17 protein-coding genes are annotated in these 24,048 nt (G+C 73.0%); 10 read left to right on the top strand and 7 right to left on the bottom strand.

Going from position 1 to position 24,048, the window contains the following annotated elements; translation table 11 throughout:
• Positions 1-43: 43 nt before the first annotated feature.
• The 3 genes from ACK99Q_RS01860 to ACK99Q_RS01850 form a co-directional block, all read right to left on the bottom strand.
• Positions 44-1,309 carry a DUF222 domain-containing protein gene (locus ACK99Q_RS01860; protein ID WP_410184546.1) on the bottom strand — a complete coding sequence of 422 codons (1,266 nt, stop codon included), beginning with the start codon at positions 1,307-1,309 and terminating at the stop codon, positions 44-46.
• Between the two features lie 83 nt (positions 1,310-1,392).
• The gene (locus tag ACK99Q_RS01855) at positions 1,393-2,379 is read right to left on the bottom strand and encodes a D-glucuronyl C5-epimerase family protein (RefSeq protein ID WP_410186051.1); all 987 of its coding nucleotides are present in this window, start codon (positions 2,377-2,379) and stop codon (positions 1,393-1,395) included.
• Positions 2,380-2,497: 118 nt separating this feature from the next.
• Positions 2,498-3,613, bottom strand: a complete 1,116-nt coding sequence (locus ACK99Q_RS01850; protein ID WP_410184545.1) for a citrate synthase 2 — start codon at positions 3,611-3,613, stop codon at positions 2,498-2,500.
• A gap of 202 nt (positions 3,614-3,815) precedes the next feature.
• On the opposite strand from ACK99Q_RS01850, the gene pdxH reads away from it, so the two are divergent.
• Positions 3,816-4,451: a pyridoxamine 5'-phosphate oxidase gene (gene pdxH / locus ACK99Q_RS01845; RefSeq protein WP_410184544.1), complete on the top strand. Its 636-nt coding sequence runs from the start codon at positions 3,816-3,818 to the stop codon at positions 4,449-4,451.
• Between the two features lies 1 nt (position 4,452).
• Here pdxH and ACK99Q_RS01840 read toward each other — a convergent pair whose 3' ends face one another.
• Both ACK99Q_RS01840 and ACK99Q_RS01835 read right to left on the bottom strand, forming a co-directional pair.
• Positions 4,453-7,092, bottom strand: coding sequence for a glycosyltransferase (locus tag ACK99Q_RS01840; RefSeq protein WP_410184543.1), 2,640 nt, complete (start codon positions 7,090-7,092; stop codon positions 4,453-4,455).
• A gap of 122 nt (positions 7,093-7,214) precedes the next feature.
• Positions 7,215-8,297, bottom strand: a complete 1,083-nt coding sequence (locus ACK99Q_RS01835) for an acyltransferase (RefSeq protein ID WP_410184542.1) — start codon at positions 8,295-8,297, stop codon at positions 7,215-7,217.
• A 114-nt stretch (positions 8,298-8,411) separates the two neighbouring features.
• Between ACK99Q_RS01835 and ACK99Q_RS01830 the strand changes: the two genes are divergently transcribed.
• Genes ACK99Q_RS01830 through wecB form a run of 8 tightly spaced genes read left to right on the top strand, consistent with a single transcriptional unit; the run spans position 8,412 to position 18,074 of the window.
• Positions 8,412-9,662 carry a hypothetical protein gene (locus ACK99Q_RS01830; RefSeq protein ID WP_410184541.1) on the top strand — a complete coding sequence of 417 codons (1,251 nt, stop codon included), beginning with the start codon at positions 8,412-8,414 and terminating at the stop codon, positions 9,660-9,662.
• Positions 9,659-11,290, top strand: coding sequence for a glycosyltransferase (locus tag ACK99Q_RS01825; protein ID WP_410184540.1), 1,632 nt, complete (start codon positions 9,659-9,661; stop codon positions 11,288-11,290). Before ACK99Q_RS01830 ends, ACK99Q_RS01825 begins: the two co-directional genes overlap by 4 nt.
• 10 nt (positions 11,291-11,300) lie before the next feature.
• Positions 11,301-12,404 carry a DegT/DnrJ/EryC1/StrS family aminotransferase gene (locus ACK99Q_RS01820; protein ID WP_410184539.1) on the top strand — a complete coding sequence of 368 codons (1,104 nt, stop codon included), beginning with the start codon at positions 11,301-11,303 and terminating at the stop codon, positions 12,402-12,404.
• Entirely contained in the window at positions 12,401-13,390 is a 990-nt protein-coding gene (locus ACK99Q_RS01815) for a Gfo/Idh/MocA family protein (protein WP_269305271.1), read from the top strand. The genes ACK99Q_RS01820 and ACK99Q_RS01815 overlap by 4 nt, the downstream gene beginning before the upstream one ends.
• Positions 13,387-14,901 (top strand): glycosyltransferase family 4 protein, encoded by a 1,515-nt coding sequence (locus ACK99Q_RS01810; protein ID WP_410184538.1) that lies wholly within the window; start codon positions 13,387-13,389, stop codon positions 14,899-14,901. Before ACK99Q_RS01815 ends, ACK99Q_RS01810 begins: the two co-directional genes overlap by 4 nt.
• Positions 14,898-15,737: a hypothetical protein gene (locus ACK99Q_RS01805; protein ID WP_410184537.1), complete on the top strand. Its 840-nt coding sequence runs from the start codon at positions 14,898-14,900 to the stop codon at positions 15,735-15,737. Before ACK99Q_RS01810 ends, ACK99Q_RS01805 begins: the two co-directional genes overlap by 4 nt.
• A complete protein-coding gene (locus ACK99Q_RS01800) occupies positions 15,734-17,017 on the top strand; it encodes a nucleotide sugar dehydrogenase (protein ID WP_410184536.1) in 1,284 nt (427 codons plus the stop codon). The genes ACK99Q_RS01805 and ACK99Q_RS01800 overlap by 4 nt, the downstream gene beginning before the upstream one ends.
• 1 nt (position 17,018) lies before the next feature.
• Entirely contained in the window at positions 17,019-18,074 is a 1,056-nt protein-coding gene (gene wecB / locus ACK99Q_RS01795) for a non-hydrolyzing UDP-N-acetylglucosamine 2-epimerase (protein WP_410184535.1), read from the top strand.
• 13 nt (positions 18,075-18,087) lie between these two features.
• Here wecB and ACK99Q_RS01790 read toward each other — a convergent pair whose 3' ends face one another.
• Positions 18,088-18,678, bottom strand: coding sequence for an acyltransferase (locus tag ACK99Q_RS01790; RefSeq protein ID WP_395486924.1), 591 nt, complete (start codon positions 18,676-18,678; stop codon positions 18,088-18,090).
• 99 nt (positions 18,679-18,777) lie between these two features.
• Between ACK99Q_RS01790 and ACK99Q_RS01785 the strand changes: the two genes are divergently transcribed.
• Complete coding sequence (locus tag ACK99Q_RS01785) at positions 18,778-22,035, top strand: CDP-glycerol glycerophosphotransferase family protein (RefSeq protein WP_410184534.1); 3,258 nt, start codon at positions 18,778-18,780, stop codon at positions 22,033-22,035.
• Here ACK99Q_RS01785 and ACK99Q_RS01780 read toward each other — a convergent pair.
• On the bottom strand, positions 22,032-24,008 hold the full coding sequence (locus tag ACK99Q_RS01780; protein WP_410184533.1) for an acyltransferase family protein: 1,977 nt from the start codon (positions 24,006-24,008) through the stop codon (positions 22,032-22,034). The genes ACK99Q_RS01785 and ACK99Q_RS01780 overlap by 4 nt on opposite strands.
• Positions 24,009-24,048: the final 40 nt, after the last annotated feature.

The raw sequence follows: 24,048 nt of genomic DNA, 5'->3' as shown, positions 1-24,048 counted from the left end.
GGCTGATCGAGTGCCGCCGAGCCTGCGAGGCGGTGTATCGAGATCACGCTGACGCCGCCAAGGGTCGGTAGCGGTGGTTGCGGTGCCATTCCCCGCGCAGGCGGAACTCGGGCGTGCCGTCGTCTCCACTGAGCCTGACTGCGATGTGGGCGTCGTGGACGCGATGGTGGTGGTGACTGCAGAGCAGCACTCCTGATGTGAGGTCGGTGGGTCCGCCGTGGCTCCACGGGATCACGTGGTGAGCCTCGGTCCAGCCGGGTGGTCGGTCGCAGTCGGGGAACGCGCAGCCTTGGTCGCGTTGGGCGAGGGCGATGCGTTGAGCGGCGGTGTGGTGACGCTTCGACCGGCCCTCGTCGAGGACCTGGCTGGTCCCGTTCATCACGACGGGGAGGATGCCGGCGTCGCAGGCGAGCTTGCGGAGCTGGCCGGCGCTGACAGGAGTGCCGAACTCCGTCACGCCGGCGCGGTCGGTCTGGCCTCGCAGGGTCTGCTCGTCGACGGTGACGACCAGCGTGGCGGCGACGCCGCCGTGGTTGCCGTAGCCGTCGCGGGGCAGGTGGCGGACGATCTCGGCGAACGCCTCGCCCGCCTTCTCCTGCGGCCGCAAGCCTGCGTTCTCAGTCGAGGTGGCGCGCGGGGCGGTCTTCGACTCCACGACCGCGCGCAGCATGTCGGCGGTCACGGCGTCGGTCTTGCCGCCGAACGGGACGAGTCCGGTGGTCTCGTCGGGACGGCCGATCCAGAACTCGCGCTGCTGCCGCTGGGCCGACTCGTCCCGGGTGAGCTGGTCGTTCTCGATCCGGTCGGCGCGATTGACGTCGACGACCTCGACCGCGCGGCGGGCCTTGCGGCGCAGCTGGTCGGCCGTCATCACCCGCGCCGCCGCCACCATGTCGGCCTCGACCAGGTCGCGCTGCTCGACGGTGAGGCCCGTCGGGAGGGTGTCGAGCGCGTCGGTGACGATCGCGGCCTTGGCGGTGGACATGCCCGGCTCCGCCAGCGCCTCCCGCACCCGGGGCGCGGCCTCGAGCCGGTTCGCCAGACGGATCTCCTTCGCGGCCTCGCGCCGCGTGACGCCGGACTCCGTGGCGACCAGCGCGGTCAGGCTCGCGGCATCGGTCGCGCGGTGGGCGTCAGTCCGATCGGCGGCAGCCACCAGCGCGAGATGGAGTGCGTCAGCCTCGCGACGCATGGCCTGCACTGCCGTGACCTCAGCTGCGATCTGCTCCGGCGACAACGCGGACAGGTCACGCGAGCGCGCGTCGGCCAGGAACCGCTGCCCCGACCTGAGCCCTCCGACGACGTCCACCAGATCCCCCCGAACCCCTCCGAACCGATGTTCGAAGTCTACTCCGTTGGGCCCAATATGGCAACGATCTGCGCGAGCGAATCTCAGGCGAGCGGTGTCGGAAAGCCCTCGGGATCGATGCCCATGTCGGTGGCGAACTGGTCGCGCAGCTCGAGGAACCGGGGATCGCCCGTCATCGCGTACATGACCTGCTGCTGCCTCACCGTCCGGGCGGGTCCGTAGTCCGGGTGCCCGGGCTCGCGCAGCTGGTAGCGGTTCGCCGCCCCGGGCGCCCGGAACCGGGGCCCGTAGTGCGCGGCGGCGGTCAGTCCGGCCGACAGCAGCTCCAACACCTCGGGGTCGCGGCCGCCACGGTCCCACAGGTAGTACAGCCCGGTCAGCGCGGTGACGTGCCCGTTGAGGATCATCGGCTGCACGGGGTCGTCGATCGGCTGCTCCTCGAACCAGAGGTAGCCCTCGTCGGCCACGAGGCTGAACCACAGGTGCTCGGTCGACGGTCCGCGGACGCGGTAGGCGGCGGCCAGCTCACGCGCCGTGCGCAGGTAGCGAGGGTCGTGGAAGGCGTGGTCGAGCGCGACGAGGCCGGAGATCGCGGCACCGTTGCCGAGGCCGGACGTCCACGGCGCCCTCACCCGCACGCCCTCGTATCGACGGCCGAACCGGTAGACGACGAAGCGCGCGTCGCCGACCTGCTCGGTGTGCTCCAGCAGGCGGTCGTACAGGGCCTCCGCGATCGACCGGACGAGGTCGCGGCTCTCGGGGTGCCGGCGGACGTGGGAGGCGAGCAGTGAGGCGTTGACCTGGAACGGCCACGGCGCGAAGTGCTGGCGGTACTTCGTCAGGTACGACTCGGGCCACGGCACGGGCAGCTGCGCGTCGAGCTCGAGGCCGGGGCGCGGCTCCCAGCCCGGGTGCGGGCCGACCGTGAGGACGCGGTCGGGGTCGAGGCCGGTCGTGATCGTGAAGAGGTCGTCGCGGACGCCGGCGGTCCCGCGGCGCTCCGTGCGCTCAACGGTGGGCGCGTACCCCGCGGACAGGAACGCACCGAGCGCGAACGTCAGCGCGCGCATCCTGGTCACGGACAGGAGTGAAGCACACCGACCGCCCGAAACCCCTGCAAGGGGAGGGGAAACGGCGACGGGGTGTCGCCACGACCGTGGCGACACCCCGTGCGGGATCGTGCGAGGCTCAGGCCTTGGACTCGCCCCAGGCCGGGTTCCAGCCGTCGACCTCGTCGGCGCGGCGCTCGGCCGGACCGGTGTAGATCGCCGAGGGGCGGATCAGGCGGCCGGTCTTGTACTGCTCGAGGATGTGGGCGCTCCAGCCGGCGGTGCGGGCGGAGGTGAACATCGCGGTGAACATGTTCGCCGGGATCTCGGCGAAGTCCAGCACGATCGCGGCCCAGAACTCGACGTTCGTCTCCAGCACGCGGTCGGGACGACGCTCGCGCAGCTCCTTGAGGGCGGCCTGCTCGAGGGCCTCGGCGACCTCGGCGCGGGGCGCGGCGAGCTCCTTGGCGGTGCGGCGCAGCGTGCGGGCGCGGGGATCCTCGGCGCGGTAGACGCGGTGGCCGAAGCCCATGAGGCGCTCGCCCGAGTCGAGGAGGTTCTTGACGTATGCCTCGGCGTCGCCGGTCTTCTCGACCTGCTCGATCATGTGCAGCACGCGCGACGGGGCGCCGCCGTGCAGCGGGCCCGACATCGCGCCGACCGCGCCGGACAGCGCGGCGGCCACGTCGGCGCCGGTGGAGGAGATGACGCGCGCGGTGAAGGTGGACGCGTTCATGCCGTGCTCGGCGGCGGAGACCAGGTAGGCGTCGATGGCCTTGGCGTGGTCGGGGTTGACCTCACCGCGCCAGCGGGTCAGCATCCGCTCGACGATCGTGTCGCACTTGTCGATCTCGCTCTGGGGGACCATCGGCTTGCCGAGGCCGCGGGCGGCCTGGGCGACGTAGGAGAGCACCATGACGGCGGTGCGGGCGAGGTCGTCACGGACCTCTTCGGGGGTCTCGATGTCGTAGAGCTGGCGCAGGCCCCACACGGGAGCCATCTGCGCGATCGCGCTCTGGACGTCGGCGCGGATGTCGCCGGAGTGCACGGGGATGGGATACGGCTCGGCCGGGGGCAGGCCCGGGTCGTAGGTGCCGTCGACCAGCAGGCCCCAGATCTTCTCGAACGGCACGCGGCCGACGAGGTCATCGATGTCGACGCCGCGGTACCGGAGCGCGGAGCCTTCCTTGTCGGGTTCGGCGATCTCGCTCTCGAACGCTACGACGCCTTCCAGTCCGTGGTGCACTTGAGTCATGACTCAATAGTGCCCTGTGCGCGTCTCACCCCGTGCGGCACGGTCCGTTTCCGGGTCGATCCGGCAGGTCGGCGGAGCGCTGCCAGTTTCCCCGGTTAACCGGGGAAACTGTCACTTCACGAGGTTCGCAACCCTCGTGAAGTGACAGGAAACCTCGTGAAGTGGCGCTGAGGGGACCGGCCGCGCTGGCTACGGTGGGCGCATGAGCGACGAGCTGGCGCGGATGCGGACCGAGTACGCGCGGGTGGGGCTGGACGAGGACACGGCGGGCGACGACCCGGTCGCGCTGGCGCAGACGTGGATCTCCGAGGCCGTGGCCGCGGGCGTGCACGAGCCGAACGCGATGGCGCTCGCCACCGCCACCGCGGCGGGTGAGCCCTCGGTGCGGATCGTGCTGCTCAAGGGCTTCGACGCGGCGGGCGCGGTGTTCTTCACGAACTACGACTCGCGCAAGGGTCGCGAGCTGGCCGAGAACCCGCGGGCCGCGGCCGTGCTGCTGTGGCACCCGCTGCACCGCCAGCTGCGGATCGAGGGCGCCGTGACCCGGATCCAGGCGCACGAGTCCGACGCCTACTTCGCCGCCCGTCCCGAGGGCGCGCGGATCAGCGCCGCCGCGTCGCCGCAGTCGCAGGTCGTCGAGGGGCGGGACGAGCTGGATCGTCGCTGGCACGAGGCCGAGCGCGGGGGAGCGGCCGACCGCCGGCCCGAGGGCTGGGGCGGCTACCGGATCGCGCCGGAGGTCCTCGAGTTCTGGCACGGCCGCGAGAACCGCCTGCACGACCGCATCCGCTTCACCCGCGACGGCGACGCGTGGGCTCGCGACCGCCTGGCGCCCTGAGTCAGTCGACGTCGAGCACGAGGTGCCCGGCGTCGTCGGCGCGGGCGACGCCGATCGTGCGCTTGCGCAGCAGGCCGGTGCGCAGCGGGTGCTCGCCCTCGAACCGCAGCGGGACGTCGTACCAGAGGTCGCCGACCTGCAGCGCGATGCTCGGGCGGTAGGCGCGCTCCGACAGCGAGCCCGCGTCGATCGTGAGCCGGTACGTCCCCGCCTCGGTGTCGAGGTGCGCCTCGACCTCGCGCCCGCGCTGGGGCGGTCTCTTCGCATGCACGGCCTCGCTGGGCGCGCTGGAGTCGCGCACGAGGCGACCCGCGTACGTCGGTGTCCCGCGCACGCGCGACCGTCCGGTGATGACGACGGAGCTGCCGTCGAGCTCGGCCTTCGCGCGGCCGAACAGCGACGCGATCCGCTTCACCGGCTTCTCGTACGTGATCTCGTAGGCCGACCGCGACTCCGCGTCGGCCGGGTCGAAGCCGGGGTAGGCGAAGTGCGCGCGCCCGTCGACGACGTGGAGGTCGACGCCGCGGCCCTTGTCCTCGTCGGCCTGCAGCAGCGCGAGCGTGGTGTCGACGTCCCGCCGCAGCGCCGCCGCGATGATCGCGCGATGGATCACGTGCATCCGGCGGAACAGGTTGTCGGTCAGGTAGCGCTGCGCGAGGTCCTCGATCCGGTCGAACACGAAGGCCCGCTCGGCGTCGTCGCGCAGCGCGAGCGAGTCGCGCAGGTCGCCGCGGATCGTGTTGTCGAACTGGCGCTTCATCACGTGGTCGCGCTGCGGGCCGGGCGGGATGCAGTCGGCGATCGTCTCCATGACGATCTCGGTGGAGGCGTACTTCTCGGCCGAGTCGGCGGTGTACGTGACGTTGGACCGGTCGTGCCGCTCGCGTGCGTGGTAGGTCGCGCCGTCGCCGATCATCGAGATCCGGCGGGCGTTCACCATCGCGGTGAGCGTGAACGGCTGGTCGCAGCGCTGGCGCATGTCCTCGCGGTACCGCAGGCCCAGCCGCTCGACGAGCTCGCGCCGGAACAGCTTCGTGTTCGAGAGGTTGTAGGGCAGCCGCGACGCGTAGAGGTCCATGTCGCGCACGCGTCCGGCGCGGTAGATGAGGATCGGCACGGCGCGCTCGCCGATGGGCTCCATCCGGCCGAAGACGACGTCGGACTCCCACACGTCGGCGTGGCCGACGAGCAGCTCGAGGGCGTCGTCGTCGAGCACGTCGTCGGACCCGAGGAAGAACACGTAGCGCCCGGTGGCCCGCTCGAGTCCGCGGTTGAACGGCACGGCCGGCGTCCCGGACGGCGGCTGGTGGATCACGACGACGTTGTCCCCGTGGCGCGAGGCGAACTCGTCGAGGATCCGGCCGCTGTCGTCCGTGGACCCGTCGTCGACCAGCACGAGCTGGAGGGCGTCGAGGCCGATCGTCTGCCGCTCGAGGCTGGCCAGCGCCTCGGGCAGGTAGGTGGCGGTGTTGTGGACCGCCACGATCACGGTGCAGTCCGGCTCGGGCGGCGTCTCGGCGGGACGCACGTCGCTGAGCGGCTCGCCCTCCGGGTCGATCCAGGTGCGCAGGACGTCGGCGGCGTACCGCCCGTCGTGGATCGCGTTGACGTACTCCACGCCCTCGGCGCCCAGTCGGCGGGAGCGCTCGGGGTCGGCGACGAGCTCGCGCACGACCTCGGCGATCGTCTCGCGAGTGGCCCGCACGATCGGCACGTCGTGACCGGTGACCGCCTTGATGTGACGCCGGATCGTCGGGTCGACCGTGCCGACCACGACCCGGCCGGCCGCCATGGCCTCGCACGCGGCCACGCCGTAGCCGCCGGCGCCGAGCTGCTCCACGACGATGTCGGCGTCGCGGATCACGTCGGGCATCTCGTCGTGGGGGATGCCCTGGAGTCGCCGGTACTCGAGGACGCCCTCGTCGTGCAGCTCCTGAAGGACGGGGTCGATCCACACGCTGTTCTTCTGCGCCGAGCTCGGGCTGTGGACGACGACGGGCCGGTCGCGCTCGAGCACGGGCCGGTCGCACGTCCACCGCTCCACGTCGAGCGTGAGCGGCAGCCAGCGCGAGCCGGGCACGAACGGGATGAGCACCGGGCTGGTGACGAACGTGGGCCCGTCGAACGCGGCGAAGTCCTCGACGTTGCGGCGCGCGATCGTCTCGAGCGTGTCGACGAGGTCGGGGTCGAGCTGCTCGTACTGGGTGTCGGGGTGCAGGTGCCGGTAGACGCTCGGGATCTTCACGTCGGACCCGTGCGCCACCATCGCCACGGACACGCCCGCCGCCCGCAACTCCTCGACGACCGCGCGGTTGTCGAAGGCGAGGTCGGGTCCGCCCCACAGCGCGTGGTTCGACTCGATCAGCACGTGCGTGAAGCTCTCGACGACGAAGTCGCGCATGCGCGGGCTCCAGTCGATCGAGTAGCGGGCCAGGTTCGAGTCCACCCGCAGGTGCGCCGGCGCGAGGTGGGGCGTGACGCAGTAGCGGTAGCTGATCGCCCACGTGTCCTCGGCCAGACGGCCGAGCGCCTTGGCCCACTGGCCGGCCTGGCCGGCCGAGTTCGCCGGGCCGAGGAAGACGCGCGTGGACGCGGCATGGACGTCGGGGAAGGGGTCGATGAGGTCGCGGATCGTGCTCACGTCCATCGGTCTCGCTCCACCCTCTCCCGGTCGTCGCGTGCGTCGAGGTCCCGCCTCACGTTATCGGCACCATGCTGCGTCACGGTGAACCCACGGCGACGAGCGGCGGACGGACGCCCCGCTCACAGGACGGAGCGGACCACCGGGACCCGCCGCAGCACCAGCACGACGGCGAAGCTGGCGGCGAGGGTGATCGCGAGGCGTCCGAGCATGGGACCCACGGCCTCGGCGGCGGGGAGGTCGCCGCCGATGCCCAGCTCGGGCAGCAGCCACACGAACGTCAGGTGGAGGCCGAAGACGCCGAGCGTGGCCGCCCCGAGCGTGGTGCCCAGGCGGGCGCCGATGCCGCGGGCCAGCACGCGCAGCAGCCCGTCGGGCTGGATGAGCGCCTGCGCCACGAGGAAGACGCCGATCGTGTAGAGGATCGTGCCCGCGCCGTAGTAGCTGACCGGGCTGATCGTCTGGAGCCACTGCGGCGCCTCGGGGTTGCGCCACTGCCAGCACCCGAGGGCCCCGAGGGCGAGGGTCGCGGCCGAGACCGCCGCGAGCGCGAGACCACGCAGTCGCACCCCGCGCAGGCCCCAGCCCAGGAGGTAGACCCCGAGGTAGCCGAACCACCACGTCCAGGCCGTCTCGACGAGGACCACCGACGCCTCGCGCGGCTGGATCGTGGCCAGCGAGAGAGCGGGGATCGTGGCGAGCGCCGCGCCGGCCACGAGCACGGCCCGGCGGCTCGAGGTGGAGACGAAGCCGATCACGAGCGGCGTGATCAGGGCGAGCCCGATGATGATCCAGAAGAAGTACAGCGCCGTGTAGAGCTCGCCGGTGACGGTCTCCAGCAGGGCGTCGCGCCACGGCAGCACGGTGCCGTCCTGGCGACTGACCAGCGCCCAGTACCAGAGGTGCCAGAAGACGAGGGCCGGGACGAGGCGGGCGGCGCGCTTGCGCAGGAAGACCGAGTGGCTGCCGTACCGGCGCGGGTCGAGCAGCACCGAGCCGCTCAGCATCACGAACAGCGGCACCGCGCACACGGCGCCGATGTCGAGCCAGATGGCCAGGGTCCCGACGGTCGTGGAGCGGGCGTCCTCGGCGGCGGCGTTGGGCGCCACCGAGTGGATCGTGACGACGCCGATGATGGCGATCGCGCGCAGCCAGGAGATCCACACCGTGGACTCGGTGGCCGTCGGCGTGGTCGCAGTCGTCACCCGACGAACGTAGCAACGCGACGCGGTGGCCGCCCGGCCGTGGGTGGCGCGGTCCCCTCGCACCGGACCGGTGGCGTCGCGGGCGGCGTGCGCCCGGCGGTTAGGGTGGGCGTCGTGCGATCTGTAGGGGGAGGCGCGGCCGTCTCGCGCGCCGTCGTCCTCGGGTGGAGTGTCCCGCCGATCGACTCCTCCCTCTCCCGTCGCACCGCCGACCTCGTCGCGGCGCTCTCCGAGGCCGGCTGCCTCGTCACCGTGATCACGGTCGACAGCCCCGCCGCCGTGCGCGACGACGGCCTCGACCCCGCGCTCGCGCGCCGGGTCCCCGACGACGTCCGGATCCTGCGCATCGCGGACGACCACCCCGACGAGCTCCAGCGGATCGACCGCTGGTCGCACGAGCGCGCCCTCGACCCCGCCGGCTGGCGCGACGAGTGGCTGGCCCGCGCCGCCGCCCAGTTCGACGAGCCGGGCTTCGGTCACGTGCACGACCGCCTGCGCGAGGAGGCGCTGCGGGTCGCCGACACCGAGGGCGTCGACCTCGTCGTGGCCGTCGCGGCCCCGATGGTCACGGTCGCCGTCGCCGCCGACGTCAGCGCGCGCCACGGTGCGGACCTCGTGGTCGACCTCGCCCGTACGACCGGCGGCGACTTCGAGATCGGCGGCGAGCGGGTCCGCGACGCCCTCTCCCGCGCCACCGCGTGGTGCCCCGACGAGGGCACCCGATCGCGCCTGCGCGACGTCGACCCGACGGCCGCCGACCGCGCGCTGGTCGTGCCGGACGGCTTCGGCGCCGAGCCCGAGCCCGGCGCCGCCCTCCCGGCCCGCCGCGAGCACTGGCCGCTGCGCGTGGGCTGCTTCGTCGAGCCCGACGCCTGGAGCGCGTTCGTCGAGGTCGTCGAGGGCTGGATCGCCGCCCGCGCCGTCCACCCCGTCCTGACCGAGGCCACGCTCGCCGTGTTCGGTCGCCCTCCGGCCACGAGTGTCGCTCCCTCGGTGCTCGCGCAGGCCGCCTCCGCCGGCGTCGTCGCGGAGGCCTCGCCGTCCGTGGACGACCTGCCCGACGTGCACCGCGGTCTCGACCTCGTCGTGGTCGTCTCGCGGGGCGACCTGCCCGCGGGCCGCACCGCCGACCACCTCGCCGCAGGCGTCCCCGTCGTCTGGTGCACGGCGCAGCAGCCGGGCCCCGGGCACCCGTTCGAGGCGGCCAGCCAGGTGGTCCGCGCCGCCGACCTGACCCCTCAGGCGATCACGGACGCGATCCGCGCCGCGCTGGCGCTCGACCCCGCCACCGTCGTGCCCACGTGGCGCCCCTCGGCCTGGCCGGCGGCGCTGGAGGACCTCGACGCGAAGGAGGACCGTCGATGACCCGCGTCCTCGCCGTCACGGCCCGCGCCCGCTACCCCGAGACGTGGCTGGACAACCTGCTGGAGAAGCTCGACCTCGGCGGCGACGTCGAGGTGCGCGTCCTCGCGGCCAAGCGCCCCAAGCCCGCCTTCGACGCCGAGTTCGCGGTGATGCCACCGCTGCCGAAGCCGCCGAAGGTCGAGCCCGCGCCGCGCAGTCTCAGCGCGCGGGTGTGGAGCCGCGTCACCGGCTCGCGTCCCGCGCCGCCGCCGGCGCCGGAGCCCGGCCCGGCCCCGAAGCTGCGCGAGCGCCTCGCCACGTGGTGCCGTGAGGACGACCGTCCCGTCGAGCTGGCGCAGTGGGCCGACGTCGTCGTCGCGATGGACGACGCCGCGTGCCGCAGCGTGTGGGAGCTCGGACGCCGCGTCGAGGGCACCGTGTTCGTCAACCGCGCCGCGAGGGTGCGCGAGGCGCTCGAGGCCGAGCGGTTCGACGTGCCCGCGCCGACCCCTCCCGCCGGGCCCGACGCCGCCGACGCCACGATGCCGCCGATCGCGGAGGAGCCCGCCCGACTGCTGATCGCGCCCGCGAACTACGCCGGCCAGGCGCACGCCTGGGCCCGTGCCGTCGACGCGCACGTCCCGGGCGCCGCCGCACAGAACTTCAAGGACCGCCGGCTGCTGCACCCGTACCCGGCCGACCTCACCGTCGACCGCCGCCGCTTCCAGGGCGACCTCGCATGGCGCCGGGCCTGGCGCGAGCACGTGCTGGCCGCCTACACGCACGTGATCGTCGAGGCCGGGCTGCCGGTGCTGGGCGAGTCCGTCATGCCGCTCGAGCACGTCGTCGCCGAGCTGCGCGACGCCGGCCTGCGCGTGGCGCTGCTCTCGCACGGCAGCGACGCCCGCATCCCGTCGGTGCACGCGGCGAACGAGCGCTGGGCCCAGTACGACGGCATGGACGCCGCATGGGTGCGCCAGCTCGAGCACTCCTCGCGCCGCAACGTCGAGGTCTACACGAGCGACCCGGGCCCGGTCTTCCTCTCCACGCCCGGCCTGCTGGAGTTCGTCCCGAACGGCACGTGGCTGCCGCTCGTGGTCGACGTCGCCCGCTGGCACAGCGACGAGCCCGTCCTCGAGCGCGACCGTCCCGTCGTGGCGCACGCGCCCAGCAGCAAGCAGAAGGGGTCGCACCACATCGACCCCGTTCTGGCCGACCTCGACGCCCAGGGCCTCATCGAGTACCGCCGTGTCCAGGGCGTCCCGATCGAGGAGATGCCGCAGGTGTTCGGCACCGCCGACGTCGTCATCGACCAGTTCGGCGCCGCCGACTACGGCGTCGCGGCGTGCGAGGCGCTCGCCGCGGGCCGCACCGTGGTCAGCCACGTGTCGCCCGGCGTGCGCGAGCACGTCCGCGCCGAGACGGGCCTCGAGGTGCCGATCCTGCAGGCCGACCCCGAGACCTTGCGCGACGTCGTCCTCGGGCTGCTCGCCGACCGCGAGGCGGGCCGCGCCGCCGCCCGCGACGGACGGGCCTTCGTCGAGGCCGTCCACGACGGCCGCCGCTCGGCCGAGGTGCTGGCGCGCTGGTTCGAGAACTCTGCCCCCACGGCGGTGCCGGAACATGGCCCGTCCCCACATACGAAGTAGGGTGTTACCCGTGTCTGAACAGCCTTTCATCCCGCCCGCCAAGCCCATCATCGACGAGGTCGACATCGAGGCCGCGGTGCGCGTGCTCCGCAGCGGCATGGTCGTGCAGGGTCCCGAGGTCAAGGCCTTCGAGGAGGAGTTCAGCGAGGTCGCCGGCTCCGAGCACGCCGTCGCCGTCAACTCCGGCACCTCGGCGCTCCAGCTGGCCCTGATGGCGCTGGGCATCGGCCCGGGCGACGAGGTCATCGTCCCGTCGTTCACGTTCGCCGCCTCCGGCAACGCGATCAGGCTCGTCGGCGCCGAGCCGGTGTTCGTCGACATCGACCTCGACTCGTTCTGCGTCGACCCCGAGGCCGTCCGCGCCGCCATCGGCCCGAAGACCGCCGGCATCATGCCGGTGCACCTGTACGGACACCCCGCCGCGATGGCCACGATCATGGAGCTGGCCTCCACCCACGGCCTCGCGGTCGTCGAGGACGCGGCCCAGGCCCACGGCGCCGCGATCGACGGCAAGCCGGTCGGCGGCTTCGGCTCCGCCGCGGCGTTCAGCTTCTACCCGACCAAGAACATGCACTCGCTCGAGGGCGGCATGGTCACCACGAACGACGCCGAGGTCGCGCGCACGATCCGCCTGCTGCGCAACCAGGGCATGGAGCAGCGCTACGCCAACGAGATCGTCGGCGTGAACATGCGCCTCACCGACGTCGCCGCCGCGATCGGCCGCACGCAGCTCACCCGCCTGCACGAGTGGACCGAGCGCCGCCGTGCGATCGCCGCCCGCTTCGACGCCGAGATCACCTCGGTCGTCGTGCCGCCGGTCGCCGACGGCGCGCGCCACGTCTACCACCAGTACACGGTGCGCGTGGAGAACGACCGCGACGGCTTCCAGAAGCGCCTCACCGAGGCCGGCATCGGCAACGCCGTCTACTACCCGACGCCGGTGCACCGCCTGCGCCCGTACCTCGTCGACGGCGCGCCCGACCCGCGCTGGGACCTGCCCGCCACCGAGAAGGCGGCCGCCGAGGTCGTCTCGATCCCGGTGCACCCGAGCCTGAGCGACGCCGACGTCGACCGCATCGTCGCGGCCGTCAACGAGGCCGGAGCCACCGCGTGAGCGCCCCGCTGCGCGCCGGCCTCATCGGTGCCGGCGCGATGGGTCGCAACCACGCCCGGATCCTCGGACAGCTCGACGGCGTCGACTTCGTCGCGATCAGCGACCCCGCCCTCGAGGCCGGCCTGTTCGGCGCCGACGTCGTGCCCGACGTCGAGTCGCTCATCGCGCTCGGCATCGACTACGCGGTCGTCGCCTGCCCCACGAGCCTGCACGAGGAGGTCGGCCTGGCGCTCGCGTCCGCCGGCATCCACGCGCTGATCGAGAAGCCGCTGGCCTCCACGGTCGAGGGCGCCGCCCGCCTCGAGAAGGCGTTCGGCGACGCCGGTCTGATCGGCGGCGTCGGCCACATCGAGCGCTACAACCCCTCGCTGCAGGCGCTGCGCGCCAAGCTGGAGGAGGGCGAGCTCGGCCAGATCTACCAGGTCGTCACCCGCCGCCAGGGCCCGTTCCCGCACCGCATCGCCGACGTGGGCGTGGTCAAGGACCTCGCCACGCACGACATCGACATCGCGTCGTTCGTCACCGGTGAGTCCTACCTCGACATCAGCGCGCGCACCGTCACCAAGAGCGGCCGCCCGCACGAGGACATGGTCGCCGCCGTCGGCACGCTGTCGGGCGACATCATCGTCAGCCACCTGGTGAACTGGCTCAGCCCGATGAAGGAGCGCTGCACCGTCATCACCGGCGAGCGCGGCGCCTACGTGGCCGACACGCTCACCGCCGACCTGACCTTCCACCGCAACGCCACCGTCGCGCTCGACTGGGACGCGCTGAGCGCCTTCCGGGGCGTCGCCGAGGGCGACGTCACGCGCTTCGCGATCCCCAAGCGCGAGCCGCTGCTGGTGGAGCACGAGACCTTCCGCGATGCCGTCCTCGGTCAGGACACCGACATCGTCACCCTCGCGCAGGGTCGCCGCACCGTCGAGGTGGCGCAGGCGATGATCGACTCCGCCGACGGAGGCGGTCAGCGGGTCGATCTGGCGTGAGCGACCAGCCGAACAAGGTCGTGATGCTCGTCGACAACGACGTGCGTCGCGACTCGCGGGTGCAGAAGCAGGCGCGCTCCATGGCCGACCGCGGCTGGGAGGTCACGCTCCTGGGCATCAACCGCACCGAGGACGTCATCCCGGCGTGGAAGGTGGGCGACGCCACGGTCGAGCTCGTCGACTACCGGCCCGAGCGGATCGAGCGTGCGCACCTCGCGCGGTCGCCGCGCTGGCGCGACCCGCTCGCCTACCGCACGGGCGCGCGGGCCAACCAGCTGTTCGGCTGGTGCGAGGCGCAGGCGCGCGTCCTGGAGGACCGCCGCCGCAGCGCGTCGGGCCCCGAGCGCGTCGTGCTGTCGGCGCGCATCGCCGCCAACCGCGCTCTCGCGTCCTGGCGTGGCTTCCGGCGAGAGCGCACGATCGAGGTGCGCCGCAAGCGCCACCGCATGCACGGCCTCGTCGACCGCCTCAGCACGGCCGCCTGGATCAAGGTCCTCGGCACGAAGTCCTGGAACCACCTCGACCCCAACATCGAGTCGTGGGACGAGGCCTTCGCGCCGGCGATCGACCGCCTGCAGCCCGACCTGATCCACGCCAACGACTTCCGCATGCTGTTCGTCGCCGCGCGCGCCACGTTCCGCGCCCGCGCCGCCGGCCGCGACGTGAAGCTCGTGTGGGACGCGCACGAGTTCATGCCGGGCGTCGAGCACGCCACGGCGCACCCGCGCTGGATCCCGTCGCTGCAGCAGCTCGAGGCCGAGCACGCCCAGTACGCCGACGCCGTGCTCACCGTCAGCGACCCGATCGCCGACCTGCTGCAGGAGCACCACCACCTGCCCGAGCGCCCCACGATCGTGCTCAACACCCCGATCGTCCAGGACCCGCCGCCCGAGGCGCCCAGCGTGCGCGCCCGCTGCGGCCTCGCCGACGAGGTCCCGCTGATCGTCTACAGCGGCTACGTCGACCCCAACCGCGGTGTCGGCGTCGTCATCGAGTCCCTCGGCCACCTGCCCGACCTCCACGTCGCCCTCGTCGTGGGCCAGCCCGACTCGCCGGTCGTGCTCGGGCTCCAGGAGCGCGCCGCCGAGCTGGGCGCGGGCGAGCGGCTGCACATCCTGCCCTACGTGCCGGTCGAGCAGATCGTGCCGTACCTGTCGTCGGCCACGCTGGGCGTGCACTCGCTGATCCACATGATGAACCACGAGATCTCGCTCGCCACGAAGTTCTACGAGTACTCGCAGGCCCGCCTGCCGATCGTGGGCAGCGACGTGAGGTTCATGGCCGAGACGATCCGCCGCACGGGCCAGGGCGAGGTCTTCCGCGTCGGCGACGTCGACGACTTCGTCCGCGCGGTCCGCGCCGTGCTGGCCGACCGCGAGCGCTACGTCGCCGCCTACGACCAGCCCGGCCTGCTCGACGCGTGGACCTGGGAGCACCAGGCCGACGCGATGCACGAGGTCTACCGCGACCTGGTGGGCTTCGACCCCGCCGTGATCGGAGCCACCGCATGAGCGCCCTGCGCGTCGTCGTCCTGCGCGACACCGCCGCCGAGCCCCTCGGCGACCACGTCACCGCCCTGCGCGACCTCGGCTTCGAGGTGTACGTGCTGGCCAAGGGCGACGCGCTCGAGGACGGGCCGCTGCTCGTCGACGACGTCGCCGTGTCCACCGTGCCCGTGCCGAAGTGGCTCGGCACCGGCCGCCACGGCGCCCGCTCGCCGCGCTGGACCAAGCCGCTCGGCTACCGCACCCTGCTGAAGGCGGGCGTCCGCCAGGCCGCCGCGCAGGCGCGCGTCAGCGAGTCCACGTTCCAGCGCGACGTCGCCTACGTGAAGAGCGGCAACACGAAGGTGCCGCTCGTCCCGCGCGCCCGGCTGTTCCTCGCCCGCGCGGAGCGCCGCTGGGTCGCCGAGCGCACCGAGGCCACACGCGAGGCGTACAAGGTCCGCAAGGGCCGCCGCCGTCCCGTCGACCGCGCCGCCCGCCGCCTGTGGCGCACGGTGGGGCGCCAGCACGCGTGGGCACGCCTCGACCCCGCCCTGCTCGACCCCGAGCTGCACCTCGGTCCCGCCCTCGACGAGATCGCGCCCGACGTGATCCACGCCGAGGGCCCCGTGATGATGTCCGTCGCCGTGCGGGCCGCCGCCCGGATCGACCACCCGGTCCGCGTCGTGTGGGACCGCACCGGCGAGAAGAAGCCGAAGCGCCCGTGGGCCGCCCAGGCGCGCCCGCTGCTGGTCGCCGAGTACGGCCACCGCGCCGACGCCACCGTCAAGGCCCGCGACCCGCAGACCCTCGCCGCCGCCTACGGCGCGGCCCCGACCCCCACCCTCGAAGGAACCCCATGAACATCACCGTCGTCGGCCTGGGCAAGATCGGCCTCCCGTTGGCCGTCCAGTTCGCCTCGAAGGGCCAGAAGGTGTTCGGCGCCGACGTCAGCCCCACCGTCGTCGAGACGGTGAACGCCGGCACCGAGCCGTTCCCGGGCGAGGCCCACCTCGCCGAGAAGCTGGCCGAGGTCGTCGGCTCGGGCCACCTCGTCGCCACCACCGACACCGCCGACGCCGTCTCGCAGTCCGAGTTCGTCGTCATCGTCGTGCCGCTGTTCGTCGGCGCCGACGGCACGCCCGACTTCGGCTGGATGGACTCGGCCACGCAGGACATCGCCCGCGGCCTCAAGCCCGGCACCACCGTCATCTACGAGACGACCCTCCCCGTCGGCACCACCCGCACCCGCTGGGCACCGATGCTGCAGGAGGGCTCGGGCCTGGCCGCCGGCCAGGACTTCCACCTCGTCTTCAGCCCCGAGCGCGTGCTCACGGGTCGTGTCTTCGCCGACCTGCGCAAGTACCCCAAGCTCGTCGGCGGGCTCGACGAGGCCGCCACCGCGAAGGCCGTCGAGTTCTACGAGACCGTGCTGGACTTCGACGAGCGCGAGGACCTGCCCCGCCCGAACGGCGTCTGGGACATGGGCACCGCCGAGGCCGCCGAGCTGGCGAAGCTCGCCGAGACCACGTATCGCGACGTCAACATCGGCCTGGCCAACCAGTTCGCGCGCTTCTCCGACCAGCACGGCATCGACGTGCTCAAGGTCATCGAGGCCTGCAACAGCCAGCCGTTCAGCCACATCCACCTGCCCGGCATCGCCGTCGGCGGCCACTGCATCCCGGTCTACCCGCGGCTGTACCTGTGGAACGACCCCGACGCCACCGTCGTGCGCTCGGCCCGCGAGGCCAACGCCGCGATGCCCGCCTACGCGGTCGACCTGCTCGCGGCCGCCGCGGGCGACCTCACCGGCAAGCGCGTCCTCGTGCTCGGCGCCTCCTACCGCGGCGGCGTGAAGGAGACGGCGTTCTCCGGCGTCTTCGGCACGGTCGACGAGCTGCGCGCCCGCGGCGCCGACGTCCAGGTCAGTGACCCGATGTACAAGCCCGACGAGCTCGAGGCGCTCAAGCTGCCCGCCTACGACGGCGAGCCGGTCGACGCGATCGTCGTCCAGGCCGACCACGCGGAGTACCGCGAGCTCGCGGCCTCGGACTTCCCGGGCGTCGACGTCATCGTCGACGGCCGCCGCGTCACCGATCCCGAGCGCTGGACCGGCGTCCGCCGCGTCGTCATCGGCGGCTGACGTGAAGGTCCTCAGCATCGTCGGGGCCCGCCCGCAGTTCGTGAAGCTGGCGCCCATCGACCACGCGTTCCGCGCCGCCGGCGTCGAGCACGTCATCGTGCACACCGGTCAGCACTACGACGAGCGCATGTCGGGCGAGTTCTTCCGCGAGCTCGACATCGCCGAGCCCGACGTGAACCTCGAGATCGGCTCGGCCGGCCACGGAGCGCAGACCGGCGCGATGCTGGCGCGGATGGACGACGTCATCCTCGAGCACCGCCCCGACTGGGTCCTGGTCTACGGCGACACGAACTCCACGCTCGCCGGTGCGGTCAGCGCCGTGAAGCTGCAGGTGCCGCTCGCGCACCTCGAGGCCGGGCTGCGGTCGTTCAACCGCGCGATGCCCGAGGAGCACAACCGCGTCCTCACCGACCACGCGGCCGACCTGCTGCTGGCGCCCACCGAGCAGGCCATGGCGCACCTGGCCACCGAAGGTCTCGCCGAGCGCTCCGTGCTGGTGGGAGACGTCATGACCGACGTGCTGACCGGCATCAAGCGCCGCATCGACTCCGGCGAGCTCGAGATCCCCGACCTCGGCGTCACGGCGGGGGAGTACCACGTCTCCACGATCCACCGGGCCGAGAACACCGACGACCCCGAGCGCCTGCGCGCGATCGTCGAGGGCCTGCAGGGGCTCGAGCGACCGGTCGTGCTGCTGGCGCACCCGCGCCTCGTGCAGCGCTGCGCCGACTTCGGCATCGTGCTCGAGCAGGGCTCGGTGCGCGTGCACGAGCCGCTGCCGTACGGACGCCTCGTGGCCGCCGCGGCGGGCGCTCACTCGGTGATCACCGACTCGGGCGGCCTGCAGAAGGAAGCCTTCCTGCTGCGCGTCCCGTGCGTCACCGTGCGCACCGAGACCGAGTGGGTCGAGACCGTGGAGCTGGGCTGGAACGTCCTGGCGTCCGACCCGCGCACGATCGCGTGGGCGCTGGCGAGCCTCGACCCGCAGCCCACCGACGCCACGCCCTACGGCGACGGCCGCGCCGCCCAGCGCGTCGTGGAGGCCCTCAGCCGCTGATCGTGCCTGACCGTCAGGCGAGCTCGAGCCGCCCGTCCGTCTCGCGGTAGGTCTCGCCGGTCTCGGGGCAGGTGAAGGTGCCGTCGCCCTGGTCGTCGAGCGGACGGCCGGCGCGGCCGACCCACGCGATCCGTCGCGCCGGGACGCCGACCACGAGCGCGTGCGGGGGCACGTCCTTCGTGACGACGGCACCCGCGGCCACGAGCGCCCAGGCGCCGATCCGCACCGGGGCGACGCAGACGGCGCGAGCGCCGATCGAGGCGCCCTCGTCGATCGTGACGCCCACGGGCGTCCAGTCGGCGCCGGACTTGAGCGAGCCGTCGGGCGCGACCGCGCGCGGGAACTCGTCGTTGGTGAGCACGGCCGCGGGGCCGATGAAGACGCCGTCGGCGACCTGCGCGGGCTCGTAGACGAGCGCGTGGTTCTGGATCTTGACCCGGTCGCCGATCTGCACGCCCGAGCCGATGTAGGCGCCGCGGCCCACGATGCACTGCTCGCCGAGGGTGGCGTTCTCGCGCACCTGCGCGAGCTCCCACACGGTGGTGCCGGACCCCAGCGTGGCGCGGTCGTCGACTTGGGCGGTGGGCTTCACGGTGGCGCTCATGGCGCCACGCTATCGCTCCGGGCAGACGCCGTCGTGCTTGACTTGGCTCCGGCCGTTCGGCCCCGGGAGACACGACGGAGAAGAGGCGGAGGCGACCAGGTGGCACCACGGATTCCCGCAGCCCTGAGGGCACGACTGGCCCGCGTCAAGCGTGCCGTCACCCGCGGCGACGACGCGGCCCCGCCGATCGTCGACGCGGTCCGGGCCGGGGTGGACGCCGATGGCCGGGTGACCCTCGCCGGCACCGCCCGGGACGGGATGGTCGTCGACGCCGTGACGCTGCAGGTCCGCGGCGGCGGCGCGAAGGTCAAGGTCCCCGCGGGCGGGCGCGCCGAGTTCGCGGTCACGGCCGACGTGCCCGATCGTGCGCCCACGAGCTCCCACTCGATCGACGTCCAGCTCCACCTGAAGAGCGCGGCCGGCACGAAGGTCACCCGCCGGCTCACGGCGGCCCCGGGCGACCGGTCCGCGATCGTCTCCGAGATCGGCGAGACGCGAGAGCGGCCGGTCTGGTGGTACGCCACCCGCGACGGCTACCTCTCGATCCGCGTGGGCGTGCAGCGCGTCCCCAAGATCCTCACGAAGGTCACCGCGGTGCGCGGCTCGGCTCACGGCTTCGCCTTCGAGGCCGACCTGATCACGATGCACGCCGACGGACGGAACGCCGCGCTCGAGGTCACCGTCCGCGCCACCGAGTTCGCCCACCGGCTGCCCCTGCAGGTCGGCGCGGGCACGCGTGATCCGCTGAGCCGTGAGATCACCCACCCGATCGCGGGCGCCATCGACGTCACGGCGCTCGTGGCCGCCGGGATGCCCGCGAACGAGCAGTCGGTCGACATCGCCGTGGTGGTGGACGGCGACGACGGCACGCCCCTGCGCCGTGGCCTCGCCGTGCCGGGCGACCTGCGCGGCTTCCGTCGGCTCAAGCCGCTCACGGGCTCGGACGCGGGCTTCACGCAGGTCCTCGTGCCCTTCCTGACCTTCAAGTCCAAGAACCTGTCGTTCGCCCGCGAGCTCTTCACCCGCGACGCCCACCGCTACCTCACCCGCCTGCGCCGGCTCGGCCCGCTGTGGACCGTGATCCGCGCGTTCTCGTCGGTGTGGGTCGTGGGGGAGACCCCGTACAAGGCGCAGGACGCCGGCTTCCACCTCTTCCGCTGGATCCGCCAGCAGCACCCCGGCCGCCGCGCCTACTACGTCATCACCGAGGACAGCCCCGAGCGCGCGAACGTCGACCCGCTGGGGAACGTCGTCACGGTGCGCTCGCGCGAGCACATCCGCGCCTGCTTCCTGGCGCGTCGCTTCGTCACGACCCACAACGCGAGCTTCGTGCTGGCCACGTCCGACCGCCGCGCGGTCCGCTGGATGCGCGGCAACCGCGTGTTCCTCCAGCACGGCGTGCTGGGCACGAAGAACATGGCCGAGACCTACGGCCGCCTCAGCCCCGCGTTCCACACCGACTTCGTCCATGTCAGCTCCCCGCGCGAGCGCGAGCTGATGATCAACGACCTGCGGTACCGCCCGCAGCAGGTCCGCGTCACAGGCCTGAGCCGCTTCGACCGCCTGCTCGAGCCCTCCGAGCAGCCGCCGCGCGGCGTGCTCGTGATCCCCACGTGGCGCGACTGGCTGAGCCGCCCGGCCGCGTTCGAGGAGAGCGAGTTCCTGGAGCGCTGGCGCGCCTTCCTGACCTCCGAGCCGATCCGGCAGGCGATCGCCGAGGGCCTGCCGGTCACGGTGATCCTGCACCCGAACATGCGCTTCTTCGGCGACGCGCTCGCCGTCGAGGGCGCCACCGTCCTCCGGCAGGGCGACGTCGACGTGCAGACCCTGCTGCGCAGCCACGCGGCGATGGTCACCGACTACTCCTCGGTGGGCTTCGACTTCAGCTTCCAGGGCCGCCCGGTCTTCTACCACCAGTTCGACCGCCAGCGCTTCCTCGGCAAGCGGCCCTCGCACCTCGACCTCGACCTCGACCTGCCGGGCGACGTGTTCCGCGAGGTCGAACCGCTCGCCGAGGCGGTCGTCGCGTCGTGGCGCGCCGGCTTCCCGCAGGACCCCGAGCACGCCCGCCGCAGTGCGCTGTTCCTCGAGCCCGCGACAGGCTCCTACAGCGCGCAGGTGTACGAGTCCGTCCGCACCGCGCGCTCGCCGTGGGTGCCGTTGTGGCGCCTGCGCGACTCGTCGTACGGCCGCCGCACGTACCGCGCGTTCCGCAAGGGACGCCTCTTCCAGCCCTCGATGAAGGCGATCGCGGCCGTGGGGCGGACGCTGCCGCGGCGCGACCTCGTGGTCCTCGAGAGCGACACGGGCCGTGCCGTCGCCGACAGCCCGCGCGCGATCTACGAGGAGCTCGTCCGTCGCGGCGCGCCGTTCCGGTACGTGTGGAGCACCCGCAGCACCTTCCGGCCGCTCGACGTCACCACGCGCAAGGTCGAGCCGGGCTCGCCCGCCTTCCACTGGCACCTGTCCCGCGCGCGGTACTGGGTGAACAACCAGAACTTCGGCCCGGTCGTGAAGCCGGCGAGGGGCACCACCTACCTGCAGACGTGGCACGGCACGCCGCTCAAGCGGATGCAGTACGACGCGGTCTCCACCACCGGGCGCGCGCCCGGCTACCTCGAGCGCGTCTCGGCCAAGACCGCCACGTGGTCGGTGCTGCTCTCGCCGAGCCCGTACGCGACCGAGGCGTTCCGCTCGGCGTTCCGCTACGACGGTCGCGTCCTCGAGGCCGGGTACCCGCGCAACGACGTGCTGGCCCGCGACGCGAAGGAGGTCGGCGAGGTCACCCGTCGTCGCCTCGGCCTGCGCCCCGAGGACCGCGTCGTCCTCTACGCGCCCACGTTCCGCGACGACGTCAAGCAGGGCAAGCAGTTCGTGTGGGACGGCGCGCTCGAGTGGGAGCCGCTCGTGGAGGGCCTCGACGAGGACACCGTGATCCTGGTCCGCCGTCACAGCGTCGTGCGGGGCTCGCTGAAGATCCCGCCCGAGCTCGCGCACCGGGTGCTCAACGTCTCGAGCTACCCCGACATGCAGGACCTGCTGTGCGTCGCCGACGTGCTCGTCACGGACTACTCGTCGGTGATGTTCGACTACGCGATCCTCGACCGGCCGATCGTGCTGTTCTGCTACGACCTGGCGCACTACCGCGACGACCTGCGCGGCTTCTACCTCGACTTCGAGGCCGAGGCCCCGGGGCCGATCGTGGCCACGCAGGAGGAGTTGCGGGCGGCGCTGCTCGAGGCCGAGGGGCACGGCGACGCCTACGCCACCCGTCGCCACGAGTTCCGGCAGCGCTTCGCCCCGCTCGACGACGGCCACGCCGCCGAGCGCGTGGTGGACGAGGTCTTCGGCGCCTAGGCGGCCGAGCGGATCGCCTCGCGCGCGGCCTCGTCGACCTCGGGCGCCAGCTCGCGCGAGAACGTCGCGGTCAGGTGGCCGTGGTCGAAGTACGCGATCTGGTCGCCCACGACGAAGCGGCAGGTCTCGTCGTCGCACAGGCGGTCGGTGACGTCGAGGACCGAGACCAGACCCGAGTCGTCGGCGCGTCCGGCGGCGGCGAGCGGGTCGGGCTCCACGGCCTCGTCGCGCGGGCGCTCGCACACGGCGGGGTCGTCGGCGTTCAGCGCCACGCAGTCGGGCACGCTGCCGGCCGCGGCGGGGGTGTCGCGGATGACCAGGACCGGGATGCCCTCGTCGGTCAGCGTGTCGAGCGTGTCGGCGTACGCGGCTTGGGCGACGCGGTCGGCCTCGGGCTGCTCGAGGCCGGCGAGCGGCAGGGTGCGGGTGCGGTTGGAGATCACGACGAGGCTCGGGTCGGAGTCGATGATCCGCCGGAGGCTCTCGGCGTTCCAGGCGCGGCAGTTGCGCGTGGACTTCGGGTTCGGGAACGCGATGTCCAGGTCGACGGTGTAGCACTGCGACGCGAGGTAGGTGTCGAGCGCCCAGCCGCGCTCGGTGGCGACCTCGTCCAGCGCGGGCTGCCAGTGCCCGGCGTGCGAGTTGCCGATCAAGGCGACCCGCTGGTCGGAGTCCTCGTCGCCGTAGTGGCAGACCGGGTGCGTCGTGAACGGGGCGCTGGCCCAGCAGTCGTCGGGGTAGACGGCGGGCTGGTCGGCCTTCGCTTCGACCGGCGTCATCGCCAGGCCGCTGTCCTCGGTGCCGTCGGGGGCCGCCGTCAGCGCCCACGCGGCGCCGCACGTGAGCGCGGTGGACGCCGCGAGCATCGCGAACGTGGCGCGCCTGCGGGCGACGAGGCGCGGGTGGAACCGCAGCGGCCGCTCGATGAAGTGGACGGTCAGGCCCGACAGGACGATCGTCAGGACCAGCACGACCGCGTCGGTGCGCAGGGTCTTGTCGATGCCGAGCGCGATCGGCGTGATCACCACCAGCGGCCAGTGCCACAGGTAGATCGGGTACGACCAGTCGCCGACGAGCTGGACCGAGCGGGCCTCCCACGGGCCTCGCGTCTCGACGGCGGCCAGCAGGACGAGCGCCGCGCCGACGGTGGGGACGAGGGCGGCCGAGCCGGGGAACGCCGTGGCGCGGTCGAACCAGAAGACCGCGTACGTGATCATCGCGAGGCCCACGAGCGCCACGGGTCCGCGCCAGCGGGGGAGCGTGACGCCGCGGTGCACCGCGATCGCCACGAGCGCGCCCAGCAGCAGCTCCCAGACGCGGGCCGGGGTGACGAAGTAGGCCGCGCCGGGGTCCACGTCGGTCAGCCGGATGCTCCACGCCAGCGAGGCCGCGAACACCACGACCGTGACGAGCGGCAGCCACGCGCGGCGGAACGCCAGGACGGCGGCGATGAGGATCGGCCAGAAGAGGTAGAACTGCTCCTCGATGCTCAGCGACCAGTAGTGCTGGACGGGCGTGGGCGCGTTCTCGGCCGCGAGGTAGTCGGTGGCCGAGTCGGCCAGCACCCAGTTCTGCACGTAGAGCGCCGAGCCGATCACCTGGCGGCCGATGTCGGCGAACTGCGTGGCGGGCAGCCACAGGCGCGACGCGACGACGGTGGCCACGAGGACGACCGCCGCGGCCGGGATGAGTCGTCGCACGCGACGGGCCCAGAAGTCGCCGAGCCCGGCGAGTGACGTGGGAGGCCGCTGCACGAGGTGCAGCGTGATCAGGTAGCCCGAGATGACGAAGAAGACGTCGACGCCGACGTAGCCGCCCGAGACCCGGCCGGGCCACAGGTGGAACGCGACCACCACGGTGACGGCCAGGGCGCGCAGAGCCTGGATGTCGGTGCGCACTGCGGGTGCCTTCCTCCGGTGGCCGCGCGACCGCGGCGCGACGCCGGCGGTGGCGGTTCGGAGATTCTCGGGCACGATGACCGATTCTAGGCGCCCACGCCACGACACCGTGCAC

Source organism: Aeromicrobium sp. MLTX1 (assembly GCF_046452335.1).
Taxonomy (GTDB): domain Bacteria; phylum Actinomycetota; class Actinomycetes; order Propionibacteriales; family Nocardioidaceae; genus Aeromicrobium.
This window is presented reverse-complemented; position numbering and strand designations above follow the sequence as displayed.